This window comes from Limnohabitans sp. Rim47 (genome assembly GCF_001517545.1).
Lineage (GTDB): Bacteria > Pseudomonadota > Gammaproteobacteria > Burkholderiales > Burkholderiaceae_C > Limnohabitans_A.
The window spans coordinates 40809-55564 of record NZ_FBYA01000002.1 but is presented as its reverse complement, the minus strand read 5'-3'; the positions used below and the strand labels follow the sequence as shown (position 1 = coordinate 55564).

Annotated in this window: 12 protein-coding genes; 3 read left to right on the top strand and 9 right to left on the bottom strand. The window is 59.1% G+C overall.

The genetic code is table 11. The features are described from left to right. Positions 1 to 8: 8 nt before the first annotated feature. A complete protein-coding gene (locus BN3544_RS05185) occupies positions 9 to 1214 on the bottom strand; it encodes a M20 aminoacylase family protein (RefSeq protein ID WP_019429596.1) in 1206 nt (401 codons plus the stop codon). A 16-nt stretch (positions 1215 to 1230) separates the two neighbouring features. After that, on the bottom strand, positions 1231 to 2208 hold the full coding sequence (locus BN3544_RS05180) for a Bug family tripartite tricarboxylate transporter substrate binding protein (protein WP_019429597.1): 978 nt from the start codon (positions 2206 to 2208) through the stop codon (positions 1231 to 1233). A gap of 119 nt (positions 2209 to 2327) precedes the next feature. On the opposite strand from BN3544_RS05180, the gene BN3544_RS05175 reads away from it, so the two are divergent. Continuing rightward, positions 2328 to 3233 (top strand): LysR family transcriptional regulator, encoded by a 906-nt coding sequence (locus BN3544_RS05175; protein WP_019429598.1) that lies wholly within the window; start codon positions 2328 to 2330, stop codon positions 3231 to 3233. 64 nt (positions 3234 to 3297) lie between these two features. On the opposite strand, the gene BN3544_RS05170 is transcribed toward BN3544_RS05175, so the two are convergent. After that, on the bottom strand, positions 3298 to 4275 hold the full coding sequence (locus tag BN3544_RS05170; RefSeq protein ID WP_026036585.1) for a GMP reductase: 978 nt from the start codon (positions 4273 to 4275) through the stop codon (positions 3298 to 3300). 189 nt (positions 4276 to 4464) lie between these two features. On the opposite strand from BN3544_RS05170, the gene BN3544_RS05165 reads away from it, so the two are divergent. Both BN3544_RS05165 and BN3544_RS05160 read left to right on the top strand, forming a co-directional pair. Further along, entirely contained in the window at positions 4465 to 6894 is a 2430-nt protein-coding gene (locus BN3544_RS05165; RefSeq protein ID WP_019429600.1) for a UvrD-helicase domain-containing protein, read from the top strand. A gap of 47 nt (positions 6895 to 6941) precedes the next feature. After that, positions 6942 to 7418: an FKBP-type peptidyl-prolyl cis-trans isomerase gene (locus tag BN3544_RS05160; RefSeq protein WP_019429601.1), complete on the top strand. Its 477-nt coding sequence runs from the start codon at positions 6942 to 6944 to the stop codon at positions 7416 to 7418. Positions 7419 to 7574: 156 nt separating this feature from the next. Here BN3544_RS05160 and BN3544_RS05155 read toward each other — a convergent pair whose 3' ends face one another. The 6 genes from BN3544_RS05155 to BN3544_RS05130 form a co-directional block, all read right to left on the bottom strand. Then, a complete protein-coding gene (locus tag BN3544_RS05155) occupies positions 7575 to 8297 on the bottom strand; it encodes an ABC transporter ATP-binding protein (protein ID WP_019429602.1) in 723 nt (240 codons plus the stop codon). A 22-nt stretch (positions 8298 to 8319) separates the two neighbouring features. Beyond that, positions 8320 to 10245, bottom strand: coding sequence for a branched-chain amino acid ABC transporter ATP-binding protein/permease (locus BN3544_RS05150; RefSeq protein ID WP_026036586.1), 1926 nt, complete (start codon positions 10243 to 10245; stop codon positions 8320 to 8322). A gap of 2 nt (positions 10246 to 10247) precedes the next feature. Then, entirely contained in the window at positions 10248 to 11126 is an 879-nt protein-coding gene (locus BN3544_RS05145; RefSeq protein WP_019429604.1) for a branched-chain amino acid ABC transporter permease, read from the bottom strand. Positions 11127 to 11218: 92 nt separating this feature from the next. Then, entirely contained in the window at positions 11219 to 12424 is a 1206-nt protein-coding gene (locus BN3544_RS05140; RefSeq protein WP_231733919.1) for an ABC transporter substrate-binding protein, read from the bottom strand. Positions 12425 to 12718: 294 nt separating this feature from the next. Then, positions 12719 to 13522 (bottom strand): BPSS1780 family membrane protein, encoded by an 804-nt coding sequence (locus tag BN3544_RS05135; protein WP_019429606.1) that lies wholly within the window; start codon positions 13520 to 13522, stop codon positions 12719 to 12721. A 4-nt stretch (positions 13523 to 13526) separates the two neighbouring features. Beyond that, a complete protein-coding gene (locus BN3544_RS05130; protein ID WP_019429607.1) occupies positions 13527 to 14489 on the bottom strand; it encodes a homoserine kinase in 963 nt (320 codons plus the stop codon). Between the last annotated feature and the right edge of the window lie 267 nt (positions 14490 to 14756).

Here is a 14756-nt window from a genome sequence, read left to right as displayed (position 1 = left end):
CCGCAGGTTCAAGCGGGCAAAAACCGCTCGACCAACAGCGACCAAAAAGCCGAGCCAATGGCCACGTTCTGGTCGTTGAAGTCATAGCCGGGGTTGTGCACCATGCAAGCGCCATGGCCATCACCGGAGCCATCGCCATTGCCGATGAGCAAATAGCTGCCCGGCACCTCTTCGAGCATGAAGGCAAAGTCCTCACTGCCCGTCAGTGCGCGGCCTTGTCGCACCACTTTGTCTGTGCCCACCAGCTCTTCGGCCACGGTGCGGGCAAAGTCGGTTTCGTGCAGGTGGTTGACCAGCACCGGGTAACCGCGTTGGTAGTCGATCTCGGCAGTTATGCCATAGCTTTGGGCTTGCGCGTGCACCAACTCGGTGATGCGCTTTTCGAGCAGGGCGCGTACATCGCGGTCGAGCGATCGCACGCTCAGCTTGAGTGTGGCGGTTTGCGGGATCACGTTATTGGCCACGCCGGCGTTGAACGCACCCACGGTGATGATGGCCATTTGCTGCGGGTCAATGTTGCGGGCCACGATGCTTTGCAGGCCCAACACGATGGCCGATCCGGCCACCACCGGGTCGGCCGCCACATGCGGCATGGCACCGTGTCCGCCCTTGCCGTGCAAGGTAATGGTCACGTTGTCCGAAGACGCCATGGCCGAGCCATCGCGCAAGACCAAGTGGCCTTGTGGGTGGCTGGGCATGTTGTGCATGGCAAAGATGGCGTTGCACGGGAACTGCTTGAACAGACCGTCTTCCATCATTTTTTTCGCGCCGCCCAAGCCTTCTTCTGCGGGCTGAAAAATCAGGTTCACCGTGCCCGAGAAAACGCCTTGCTGGGCGATGTGTTTGGCCGCTGCCAGCAGCATGGCGGTGTGGCCGTCATGCCCGCAGGCGTGCATGATGCCCACGTTGCAGCTGGCATAAGGCAGGCCGGTGGCCTCGTCGATGGGCAAGGCGTCCATGTCGGCGCGGATGCCGATGCTTTTGCCGCCCGTGCCTTTTTTGATCTGGCCCACCAAGCCTGTGCCGCCCAGGCCGCGCGTGACCTGGTAACCCCAAGCGCTCAGTTGCTCGGCCACCAGATCGCTGGTGCGGTATTCCTTGTAGCCCATCTCCGGGTGCTTGTGAATATCGCGGCGCACCGCAATGAATTCATCCGCTTCGGCATTAAGGGCCTGCAGTTTGTCGTGCAGAAAAGCGTCATGGGGCGCGTTCATGGTCAGTCCCCGCGGCTCATTGGGGTTGCAGGTTGATCGACTTGGCAATGGCGCGGTAGCGCTCGATTTCACCTTGGTACACACGAGCCAGCTCGGCCGGGGTGCGCGATGGCAAGACCACGTTGCCGCTGCCTTCTAGGGCCTTGCGGTTTTCGGGGGCTTCAGCGGCCGCATAGAAAGCTTTGTTCAAGGTGTTGACCACGGCGTCGGGCGTGTTTTTGTGCACTTGCACACCCGCCCAGATGTCAAAGTCCATGGCTTCCAAGCCTTTCATGGCGGCCATGGCGGGGAACTGTTTGAACAAGGGGTGTGGCGTTTTAGCGGTCACGGCCAGGCCCTGAATCTTGCCGTCGATGAGGGTTTGGGGGATGGAGCCGGCCATGGGCAGGAAAGCCATGTCGATCTGGCCACCCATCAGGTCGGTCAACAGAGGGGCGATGCCTTTGTAGGGGACGTGCAACATGGGCACTTTGGTCAGCTGCGAAAAGCGCTCGCCAATCAAGTGGTACAGCGAGCCAGGACCCACGCTGCCATAGCTCAGCGGCTTGTCAGTGTTTTTGCGGGCCAGGGCCAGCAGTTCGTCCACTGTCTTGATATTGAGCGAGTTGCGCACTGCCAAGATGGTGTTGGTGGTGGCGAACTGCGCGACCAACTTGAAGTCTTCAGACTTGTACTTGACACCCTGGATGGCCATCGGGGCCAGCACCAGCTCCATTGGGCTGCCCAAGGTCAGGGTGTAGCCGTCGGCCGGTGCATTGACCAGTTTGGCCATGCCGATCGCGCCACCAGCGCCACCGATGTTTTCGATGATCATGGTCTGGCCCAACTTGGCTGCCGCATCAGGTTGCAGTTTGCGGGCAAAAAAGTCAGAAGGACCGCCTGCGGGGTAGGGCACGATCAGGCTGATGGTTTTGGCCGGGTAAGTTTGTGCCCAAGCAGGGCCGAAAGCGCTGGCCGCGACGAGCAAGCTGCTGAGAAGGGTTTTGAGGTTCATGTTGTCTCCTGTTTACTGTTGGATTTTGAATGGTCCGAAAACCATGTGCAGATCGTAAGAAGTCAAAATTCATGTGTCCAATGACTTATTTTTATGATTTTCATTCGTAAAATGAATGAATGAACCTCAAACATCTGGCGCATTGGCTCGCACTGGCCGAAACCGGCTCGTTCAGCCGTGCCGCTGAAAAGCTGCACATCACCCAGTCGGCGCTCAGCCGCAGCATTCAGGTGCTGGAAGAAGAACTGGGCGGGCCACTGGTGGACCGCATTGGCAAAAAAAACGAACTCACGCCGCTGGGCCTGTCGGTGCTGGAGCGGGCCCGTCGCATCGTGCACGAGGCGCAAGAACTGCGGCAGGGGGCAGCTTTGCTGCAACAGGGTGGGCTGGGCAGTTTGCGGGTGGGGCTGGGTTCGGGGCCAGGGGCCATGCTGATGACGCCCTGGCTCCAGCACATGGCCGAACACCATCCGACGGTTCAGGTGGCCGTGTCGCGAGGATCGACCGAGCTGCAACTGGTGCAACTGCGAGAGCGGCAATTGGACGCCTTGGTGGTCGATGTGCGCCGAGTGGACGCCGCGCCCGACCTGAACATGGTGGACATCGTCGAGATGCGGGCGGGTTTTGTGTGCCGACAAGGACACCCAATCTTGGCCCGCCAACCAGAGCCAGTGCCATTTGAAGCCCTGCTGGCTTACCCCATCGCCTCGACACCGCTGTCGCAAGAGGTGGCCCGCACCATGGTGGACCACTATGGCCCCCGCGCCAACCCGGCTCAGATGACCACTTTGCAGTGCGAGGAGATCTCCAGTCTCATCGAAGTGGTGCGCCAGACCGATGCGATTTTTTTGGGCATTGTGGGGGCGGCCCGCCAAGGCTTGGCCGACGGCTCGCTGGTGGAGTTGGCCATGGCCCCCCCGTTTCGTGGCGGGGCACGCTTGGCCATCATCACCCTGGCGGGTAGGACCGAACTGCCCGTGATGGCGGTTTTCCGCCAATTTGTGACCAGTCGCTTGGTCGATTGAGGCCCGCCCAAAAAAAGGGGAGCCTGTTGGCTCCCCTGGGGCGGTCAAGCCAGCCTGTGCGGGCTTACATCAAAAGATGTTCGCCAGCGTTGTCACCACCCAAGGTCACGTAATTGACCTTTCGGATGTCCATCAGCTTGGTGCCACCGGCGTAGCTGATCGAGCTTTGCACGTCTTGCTCCATCTCAATCAGCGTGTTGGCCAGCTTGCCCTTGATGGGTTCGAGGATGCGCTTGCCTTCAACGTGCTTGTACTCGCCCTTGTTGAAGTCAGACGCTGAGCCGTAGTACTCCTTGAACATCTCGCCATCAACCTCGACGGTCTTGCCAGGCGACTCTTCGTGGCCGGCAAACAGCGAACCGATCATGACCATGCTCGCGCCAAAGCGGATGCTCTTGGCAATGTCGCCGTGGCTGCGGATGCCGCCGTCGGCAATGATGGGCTTGGTCGCCACGCGGGCGCACCACTTGAGCGCCGACAACTGCCAGCCGCCCGTGCCAAAACCGGTTTTGAGTTTGGTGATGCAGACCTTGCCGGGGCCCACGCCCACTTTGGTCGCGTCAGCGCCCCAGTTTTCCAGATCGATCACGGCTTCGGGCGTGGCCACGTTGCCAGCGATGACGAAGCTCGCGGGCAATTTGGCTTTGATGTAGCCGATCATGTCGCGCACGCTGTCGGCATGGCCGTGGGCGATGTCGATGGTGATGTACTCGGGTACCAAGCCTTCGGCGGCCAGCTGGTCCACCGTGGCGCGGTCAGGGGCTTTGACACCCAGAGAAATCGAGGCGTAGACGCCTTTGGCGTGCATGTCGCGCACAAACTGGACGTTGTCCAGGTCAAAACGGTGCATCACGTAAAAGTAATCGTTTTGCGCCATCCACAGGCAAATGGACTCCTCCACCACCGTCTTCATGTTGGCAGGCACCACCGGCAGGCGGAACTTGCGGCCACCCAGTTCGACGCCCGCGTCGCACTCGGAACGGCTCTCCACGCGGCACTTGCGTGGCAGCAACAAGATGTTGTCGTAATCAAAAATTTCCATGAGAAAACCAAGCTCCAAAAAGGAATCGTTAAAAGGAACGAATGAGCGCTTGGCTTGGCCGGTTTTCCAAAAAAAAACCGGGCGCAAGAATCTTGGGCCCGGTGGCTGATTCTACCCGGATTGTCTGACTGCTTTTTAAGCCGTTCTAGGGCAGTGGTTCCGACAAGTTAGTTCCTACAATCTCCCCCTATGCTGTCAGACACCGACCCGAACACTTCTTCCCCTTTGCTCGCCCAGCTCAACGATGAGCAACACCGTGCAGTGGCTTTACCTGCCGAACACGCTTTGATCCTGGCGGGCGCAGGTTCCGGCAAAACCCGGGTGCTGACCACGCGCATCGCTTGGTTGCTGCAAACCTCACAGGTCTCGCCCGGCGGTATTTTGGCGGTGACCTTCACCAACAAGGCCGCCAAGGAGATGAAGCTGCGCCTGCAGTCCATGCTGCCGGTCAATGTGAACGCCATGTGGATCGGCACCTTCCACGGGCTGTGCAATCGGTTTTTGCGGGCGCATTTTCAGTTGGCGGGTTTGCCGCAGACTTTTCAGATTTTGGACACGCAAGACCAGCTCTCGGCCGTCAAGCGGCTGTGCAAGCAGTTCAATGTGGACGAAGACCGCTTTCCGCCCAAGCAGGTGCAGTATTTCATTTCGGGTTGCAAAGAAGACGGCCAGCGCCCGGGCGATGTGCCTGTCCGCGACGACGAGACCCGCCGCAAGGTGGAGCTGTACCAGCTTTACGAAGAGCAGTGCCTGCGCGAAGGCGTGGTGGACTTTGGCGAGTTGATGCTGCGCTCGTATGAGTTGCTGCGCGACAACGTGCATGTGCGCGAGCATTACCGCCGCCGCTTTCGCCACATTTTGGTGGACGAGTTTCAGGACACCAACAAGCTCCAATACGCCTGGCTCAAGCAGTTGGCGGGCCTGCCGGGTGAGGGTGGCAATTGTGCGATTCTGGCCGTGGGCGACGACGACCAGAGCATCTATGCCTTCCGGGGTGCCCGCGTGGGCAATATGGCCGATTTTGTGCGCGAGTTTCAGGTGCAGCACCAGATCAAGCTGGAGCAAAACTACCGCAGTTTCAGCAACATCCTCGACTCGGCCAATCACCTGATCAGCCACAACAAAACCCGTTTGGGCAAAACCCTGCGCACAGACCAAGGCGCGGGCGAGCCGGTGCGCGTGGTGGAGTCGCCGTCTGACTTTGCCGAGGCGCAGTGGCTGGTGGACGAGTTGCGTCAATTGGTCAAACAAGACGGTTTTGCGCGCAAAGAGATTGCGCTGCTGTACCGCAGCAACGCCCAAAGTCGGGTGCTCGAGACTGCGCTGTTCAACGCCGGATTTGCGTACCGGGTGTATGGCGGTTTGCGCTTTTTTGAACGCGCCGAGATCAAGCACGCGCTGGCTTATTTGCGCCTGATGGAGAACCCCAACGACGACACCAGCTTTTTGCGGGTGGTCAACTTTCCGCCACGCGGCATCGGCGCGCGCAGCATCGAGCAGTTGCAAGACGCCGCGCGCGCCGCAGGTTGTTCGCTGCACGATGCGGTGAGCGCCACCACCGGCAAGGCAGGGGCCAATTTGGCCGCCTTTGTGGCCATGGTCGATGTGCTTCGGGAGCAAACCGAGGGCCTGACCCTTCGCGAGATCATTGACTTGGTGCTGGACAAGACCGGCTTGGTCAACCACTACCGCGCCGAAAAAGAAGGGGCTGATCGCGTTGAAAACTTGGAGGAATTGGTCAACGCGGCCGAGAGCTTTGTCACGCAAGAGGGCTTTGGCCGCAGTGCGGTGGCCTTGCCCCAGGGCGGAGCGGGCCTGACGCAAAGCCCTGCCAGTCAGGGCCTTGGCGAAAACTCAGAGCCAAGTACAGACACGATCGATGAGTTTTCGGAGGATGGCGTGATCATGAGTCCGCTGGCTGCGTTTCTCACCCACGCTTCGTTGGAGGCGGGCGACAACCAGGCGCAAGCCGGAGAAGACGCTGTGCAGTTGATGACGGTGCACGCCAGCAAGGGCCTGGAGTTTGATGCGGTGTTCATCACGGGCCTCGAAGAAGGTCTGTTCCCGCACGAAAACGCCATGAACGACTTTGATGGCTTGGAGGAAGAGCGCCGCCTGATGTATGTGGCCATCACACGCGCCCGCAAGCGCCTGTATCTGAGCCATTCGCAAACCCGCATGCTGCACGGCCAGACCCGATACAACCTGAAAAGCCGTTTTCTGGAAGAGTTGCCAGAAGAATGCCTGAAATGGATCACGCCTAAGCAAGCCGGATTTTCTAACCTGGGCACGGGCGGTGGTGGCAGCGCTCATGGCAGTGCATCAGGTGGTTCTGGTGGCGGATGGGGCCAGACCCCGGCGCAAAGCCGCCATGCCCGACCGGCCTGGGGCCAGAGCAGCCTGAGCACCGAAACCTACAAAAGCCCGCCCGTGCCGGTGCAAAAGGCCGAACCCGAGCACGGCATCAGCGCTGGCAAAAACGTCTTCCACACCAAATTTGGTGAGGGCAAGGTGCTGGCGGTCGAAGGTGCCGGGGTCGATGCCCGCGCACAAGTGAATTTCCCGCGCCACGGCGTGAAGTGGCTGGCGCTGAGCGTGGCCAAACTCACCGTGGTTTGAGGCCATTCAAGCCCCTACCCATCTTATTTCCTTCAGAAAGAACCCCCATGAGAATCACCAAAGACACCGTCGTCACCATGCACCACAAAGTGGTGAACGCCCAAGGCCAGTTGCTCGACAAGACACAAGAGCCCACCGCTTACCTGCACGGCGGTTATGACAACACTTTCCCCAAAATTGAAGAAGCGTTGGAAGGGCAGGAAGTGGGCTTCACCACCACTTTGAAGCTGGCCCCGGCAGACGCCTTTGGTGAACGCGATGAGGCACTGGTGCAGACCATCCCCAAAAGTGAATTCCCACCGGGCGTCAAGGTGGGCGGCCAGTTGCGTGGCCGCTCGGCCGAGGGCCATGAGCAGGTCTTTAATGTGGTCAAGATCAAGGGCGACAAAGTCATTTTGGACGCCAACCACCCCTGGGCGGGTCAGCACTTGACCCTGAGTTTGACGGTGCAGGAAGTGCGCGCTGCTTCGGCCGAAGAAATCACCCACCGCCACGCGCATGGTGCGCACGGTCATCACCACTGAGCAGACCATGTCCGAGCTAAAGCGCTGGCCTACAAGGCGGCTTATTGATCGGTAGGTCGGTGGCTTCAGTCCCGACACTGCATCCAGCGTCACCCAAACAAAAGGGGCAGTCCTTGCGGACTGCCCCTTTTTTGCTTGAACGGTCTGAGTGAACGCTCAGTGCCCACCGCCCAGATAAGCCGCTTTGACGGCCGGGTCGGTCTTCAGTCGCTCGGCATCACCGTGCACCGAGATGCGCCCGTTTTCCAGCACGTAGCCGTAGTCGGCCACATTCAGCGCAGCGGCAGCGAACTGCTCGACCAGCAGCATGGTCACGCCTTGTTCTTTCAGGCGGCTGATGATCTTGAAAACCTCTTCCACCAGAATCGGGGCCAGGCCCATTGAGGGCTCGTCCAGCAAGACCACTTCGGGGTTCAGCATCACGGCGCGGGCCATGGCCAGCATTTGCTGCTCACCGCCCGACAAGGTGCCGGCCAGTTGGTTGCGGCGCTCTTTGAGGCGCGGAAACAGGTCCATCGCACGGTCCAGGTCACCGGCCACATCGCCTTTGGGGCGGCTGCCGGTCAGGCGCGGAAACGCGCCCAGCGTCAGGTTGTCGGTCACCGTCATGGTGGCGAACACGCGGCGGCCTTCGGGTGAGTGGGCCAAGCCCAGCTTGGCGATGTGGTACGACTCCATTCCGTCGATGCGCTTGCCGTTCAGCGTGATCTCGCCTGCAGTGGGCTGGATCATGCCGGAGATGGCGCGCATGGTGGTGGTCTTGCCAGCGCCGTTGGAGCCGATCAGGGTCACCACTTTGCCTTTGGGCACCTCGATGCTGATGCCATGCAGGACGTGCACCTTGCCGTAGCCTGCTTCCAGATTTTTGATACTCAACATGTCTTGATACTCCAATCGGCCATCAGGTGGCTGTGCCGCCGAGATAGGCTTCGATGACCTTCTCGTTGGCTTGAACTTCTGCGGGCACACCTTCGGCAATCTTCTGGCCGAAGTCGAGCACCGAGACCGTGTCGCAAATGCTCATGACCACGTCCATGTGGTGCTCGATCAGGATCACGGTGATGCCGTGGTCGCGGATCTTGCGGATGATCTGCACCAGCTCTTTGATGTCGGGGGCGGTCAATCCAGCCGCAGGCTCGTCAAGCAACAGCAGTTGCGGATCGAGCGCCAAAGCGCGGGCAATTTCCAAGAGGCGCTGCTTGCCATAAGGCAGGTTGCGTGCTTCTTCGTTCGCCAGCTCGGCCAAGCCTACAAAGTGCAAGAGGCTCATGCCGCGCTCGGTGGCGGACTTTTCTTCTTTGTTGTAGCGCGGCGTGTGCAGCGCCACATCGAGGAAGTTGCTCTTGAAGGTGTGGTGCAAGCCGACCTGCACGTTTTGCAAGGCAGTCATCTCGCCAAACAACTGCACGTTTTGGAAGGTGCGGGCGATGCCGGACAAGGCGATGTCAGACGAGGTTCGTCCCACCACCGAGCGGCCAGCAAACGCGATGTCACCGGCTGTCGGCACGTAGATGCCAGTCAGCACGTTCATCATGGTGCTCTTGCCCGATCCATTGGGGCCGATCAAACCGTGGATCGTGCCGCGCTTGATGTTCAGGTCGACTTGGTTGATGGCTTTGAGGCCACCGAACTGCATCAGCACTTGCTTGGCGACCAGCAAATCGCCATTGCTGTTTTCGGTGGCATTGACCAAAGCACCTTGCTGGTTTTTGCCAGCTTCCAGATCGATCACGTTGTCCGAGTTGGCGGTCTTGCCCAACAGGCTGCGGGCAAAGCCGACGATGCCGTCTTGCAGGTAGTACACGACAAACAGGATCATCAAACCAAAGATGGACAAGCGCCAGTCGGTGATGTTGTCCAACCAGAACGAGAAGGCGGCCAGCGCAGCGGTGCCCACTACCGGCACGAACATGGTTTGCCAAGTGGTGCGACTGCGGGCGATGCCGATCACGGCACCCAACAGCATCAACACCGCCAAACCACTGGCGACCATGCGGAAGGCTTCCAGGTCATCGAGCAGCTTGGGCAGCAACACGATGATGGTGGCGCCCAGCATGGCACCCAGACGGGTTTTGCGGCCGCCCATGATGATGGCCAACAAGAACATCACGGTCAGTTCGTTGTTGTAGGTGTTGGGCGAAATGTATTGTTCGGAATAGGCATACAGGCAACCGGCCAGACCAGCAAAACCGGCGCTGATCACAAAGGCATAGACCTTGTAGCGGTAGACCGAGACGCCCATGCAGTCAGACGCCACAGGGCTGCCGCGCAGCGCTTCAAAGGCGCGGCCCAGTTGAGAGCGCAGCACGCGGTGCACCAACAACAGCGACAAGGCCAACATCACGCAGACCACCCAATAAAACGACTCTTCGGTGAACTTGTAGCCGGCCACAGTGGGCTTGGGGATCTTCAAGCCCATGGGGCCTTCGGTCAGGAAGGTCATTTCGTTGATCAGGATCTGGATGATCGTGCCGAACGCCAGCGTGACCATGGCCAGATAAGGCCCGGACACCCGCAGCGCAGGCAAGGCCAAGATCGCGCCAAACACGGCGGTGACCGCGATGCTGGCGGGCAGGATGACCCAAAATGGCGCACCAACCTTGAGGAACAGCACGCCTGCGGTGTAAGCGCCAATGCCGAACAAACCAGCATGACCCAGCGAGACCTGACCGGTGTAGCCGACCACGATGTCCAGACCGAACAACAAGATCGCGTAGATCATGATGGTCTCGACCAGGTGAATGTAATAAGGGTTCTGTGTGAACACAGGCACCAGGCAAAGGGCGATGAAGCCCAGCACGGAAGCAATGAAGTATTTGCGATTCATCATCAGACCTTCTTGATCGCAGATTTACCAAACAAGCCAGCGGGCTTGACCGCCAGCACCAGCAAAAGAAGAACCAGACCGGGCACATCTTTGTAGCCGGTGGACAGGTAAAAGCCTGTGGTGGTTTCGGCAATGCCCAAAATGATGCCGCCCACGATGATGCCCATGCCGCTGGTCAGGCCGCCAATGATGGCGACCGCAAAGGCCTTAAGGCCCAGCACTGCGCCCATGGTGGCGCCCGTGAGGGTCAGGGGGGCGATCAGCATGCCCGCAAAAGAGGCGGTCAACGATGACAGTGCATACGAGAAAGTGATCACCAGACCGGTGTTGATGCCCATCAGCTTGGCGGCATCGCGGTCGTTGAAGGTGGCGACCACGGCTTTGCCGTAAATCGTTTTGCGGTTGAAGAATTCCACCGCCAACATCATCAGCAAAGCGCCGCCAATGACCAGCAGTTCCATGGGCAGCACGTTGGCACCCAAAATTTTCAGGGGAGATTCAGGCAGGGGCGAGGGGAATTTCAGGTCATCGCGACCCCAGATGTTCTCGGCCACGTTCTTGAAGATGATGCCCAGCGCGATGGTGGACATGATCCAGCCAAATTCGCTTTTGATCTTGATGGCCGGGCGCACACCGATGCGTTCGACCAAGGCACCCTGGAACAAGCCAAAGACGCCGACCAGCGGGATCGCCAGCCAATAGTTCATGCCCAGACGGTCGACCAATGTCAAGGCAACCAATGCGCCCAGCATCAGGGCTTCGCCCTGTCCGAAGTTCAAAGTGTCGGAAGTGGCAAAAGTCAGCTGGTAGCCAAAGGCAATGACCGCATAGATCATGCCCAGCGCGATACCGCTGTAAACAAGTTGAAGCAGGATTTCCATAAGGGGACTCAGGAGGTAAGAAGTGAAAAGCTAAAGCACAGAAAAAAACACCGTATCCGCGTGAGCGAATACGGTGTGTGGAAGTTCACAAATTACTTCTTGGCGGGCTGCTTGGCAGCAGCCTCTTTCTTGGCTGCTTTGGTGCGGATGTCCGAGCCTTTTTTGCTGTCTTCTTCGTAGGCATAAACCACACGGCTGCCTTTGACTTCGCCAAACACCGGGATGTTGGCGGTGATGGCTTCGTGGTCGTCGTGGGTGAAAGGCTTGTCATAAGTGGTGACCACGCCTTCAACCTTGGTTTGCAGGTTTTCCAGGGCTTCGCGGATCTTCACGCCGTCGGTGCTGCCCGCTTGCTTGATGGCAGCGGCAAGCAGGTAAACCGAGTCATAACCTTGAGCGGCCGACACGGGTGAGTCGATGCGGTTGTTTTTGGGCTTGAAGGTCTTCAGGTAGCCGTCGATGAAGGCTTTGCGCTTGACGGTGTTTGCTTCCTGAATGAAGGTTTGCGGCATGCGCGCGCCTTCGCCGCCAGGGCCTGCGTTGTCAATGAAGTTGGCCATCGACAAAGTCCAACTGCCGACCATGGGGACTTTCCAGCCCAATTTGGTCATGCCGTTGGCGATTTGTGCCAGCTCAGGGCCAATGGCGTAGGTCAGGATCGCTTCTGCACCGGCTTCTTTTGCCTTGAGCAACTGAGCGGTCATGTCCACATCCTTGATGTTGAACTTTTCAACCGCGACGGCCTTGACGCCTTTAGCGGTCAGAGCTTTTTCCAGATCTTCGCGACCCAGTTGGCCATAGTTGGTCGAGTCAGCCAAAATGGCGACTTTCTTGAAGCCACGGCGACCGATGGCTTCTTCCACGATCATGGGAGCCTGGATGCTGTCGTGCGCCGCGTTGCGGAAGATGTAGTTGTCTGGGAACTCTGGGGCCTTGAACTGCTGGGTCACGATGGAGCCGGTGGCCACGTTGTTGAAGACCGGGATCTTGGCTTCTTGGTAAAAACGCTGCGAAGCCAGGGCCACGCCGGTGTTGATGAAGCCCAAAGTGGCGACCACTTTTTCTTTGTTGATCAGTTCTTGGGCGATTTGCACGCCACGCTCGTTTTTGGCTTCGTCGTCACGTTCGACAGCTTGCAGCTGACGGCCCAGAACGCCACCGGCTTTGTTGATTTCTGTGATGGCCAGTTTGACGCCATCACGCATGCTCACGCCCATGGAGGAAGAGCCACCTGTGTAGGGGCCTGTCACGCCGACTTTGATCGGTTCTGCGGCAAAAGCCAGGCCTGTAGTCAGCATCAAGGATGCGAGGAGGGTCAAGTGGGTGCGACGTTGCATGTAGAAATCTCCAGATGGATTGAGAAAAGTGTTGCTGCTAAGGGTTTTCAAAAACCCTTTGAGCTGCAACACAACTTGCGCTGCAGATTATGTTGGACACCAATGACCATATGGCTTAGCGTGAACCCTTGGATGTGGGCTTTTGGCGTGAATTAAATTGGGGTGAACCCAAAAAATAATTCAAAGTTGGTTTTGTGTCCGGTGTCATGGTCGGTACCAGCGACCTGCCGCAGGCCTTGCGGCCAGAGTGACCCATCAGTCCATCGAAGGTGGTGTGTGCGAATTGGCGTCGGGGTGGGCTGGGGGCGTGAAACAGCTTTGTACCGTGAACAATATGGATGTGAGGAACATGGCGGTCACCATCAGGCCCATGGGCATCAGGATGGGCATCATCAGTTCGGCATCGCCCAAGGCGCTGGCGACCAGCAAGGCCACAATGCCGGAGCCGGTGAAAATGCCGATCCAGACCAGCACATAGACCGAGAAAGCCTTCAGGTTACGCCAGCAGGCCACCAGGCTGAAAAACAGGCTTTTGCCAGCCGGCAGACCATGCCAGTAGACCAGAGCCGGGGCATGCCAGAACATCATGGACACCGGTATATACAGCACCATCGAGATCCACAAAGCCGCTTGAAATGATTCGGTATTGACGACTTCAGGCGTCATGGGGCTGCCGCCGAAATAGACTTTGGCAAAGGTGCCACCGTCTGCCAGCATGGAAACCACCATCAGGCCTAAAAACAGCAGTGCGTACCAGCCGCCCAGGTGGAACATGGTTTTGCGTTGGGGGCCGGCCTTGAGCGCCACAAACAAAACGCTGGGCATGGGAAATTTGCCCTGCACGGCGGTTTGTGTGGCGGCCATCATGCCCAGCGTGAGTGCAGGCAATATCACCAAAGCCAAAGCGCCGCCAACAAAAGGCACCATGGACACGATCGACACGCTGGCCATGAACAAAAAGAACAAGCCCGACATGGCCAGTGGCTGGCGCCAGAAAGTACGCACGCCTTGCATGGCCCAGTGGAGGCCTGTTCGGGCGGGAACGATGTGCAGGTTCATGGTGTCAAATGAGGGCAGAGGCCAAAACAGGGTGGTCGACGCGGCCACGCAGCACGCGCTCAAAGTGCGTGGGGTCGTGGGGTGTGAGCATGGCGGCTTCACGGGGCAGATGGTAGTCCCAGAGCCTTGAAATCCAGAAACGCAAAGCCCCTGCCCGCAAAAGGGCAGGCAGCAGCGCCCGCTCTGCTGCGCTCAAGGGGCGCACCCGGTTGTAGGCTTTCAGCATGGCTTGGGCGCGTTCGGCATCGTGCACGCCGGTGGGCAAGTCGATGCACCAGTCGTTGAGGCACACCGCCAAGTCAAACAGCCAAGTGTCCACACCCGCAAAATAGAAATCAAAGAAACCCGTCAGCCGTTCGCCGTCAAACATCACGTTGTCGCGGAACAGATCGGCATGCACCGGGCCTCGTGGCAGGGCCGCATAAGCGGCGCTGGCCGCCGTGTGGTTTTGAAAGGCCAGCTCGCTGCGCAGCAGGCCGGACTGGGATTCGTCCAAATAAGGCAGTACCACGGGCACGGTCTCGTTCCACCAAGTCAGGCCGCGAAGGTTGGGCTGGCTGCGGTTGTAGTCGGCCCCAGCCAGGTGCATGCGTGCGAGCATCTCGCCCACGGCGGCTGTATGCACAGTCTGCGGTTGCAATTGGCTCTTGCCAGCCAACTTGTTGACGACAGCGGCGGGTTTGCCGGCCACGGTGTGAAGGACATCGCCATCGCGGTTGGCGGCAGGGTCCGGCACGGGAATGCCGCGCCCGGCCAGGTGTTTCATCAACAACAGATAAAACGGCAGCTGCCCATGTGTCAGGCGCTCGAACAGGGTGAGCACGTACTCGCCCTGATCGGTGGTGGCGAAGTAATTGGTGTTTTCAATACCGCCTTCGATGCCGCGCAAGGCAGTGAGTTGACCCAAATTCAGGGCTTGCATCAGGTCGTTGGCCTGGGCTTCAGAGACTTCGGTGAATACCGCCATGGGAAGAGGTTCAGATCGCCAGCGTGGCTGGCTTGGGTGGGCAAAGCTGGGATTGTAGAGGGCGACAAGTTAAAAATAATCCGCAAAGGGCTGGCTGCGCAGGGCCGATGCGGCAAAGCGAAGCGCCTCTGAGGTCCCGCGCAGCCAGCCCTTTGCGGGTCTGCCAGGGTTTGCCCAGAACTGGCGGGGAGATCGGGTGGCCGTGCCTGCAACAGGGCTCAGAGGCGCTTCGCTTTGCCACATCGCCCCGGCGCAGGCCCGGCCACC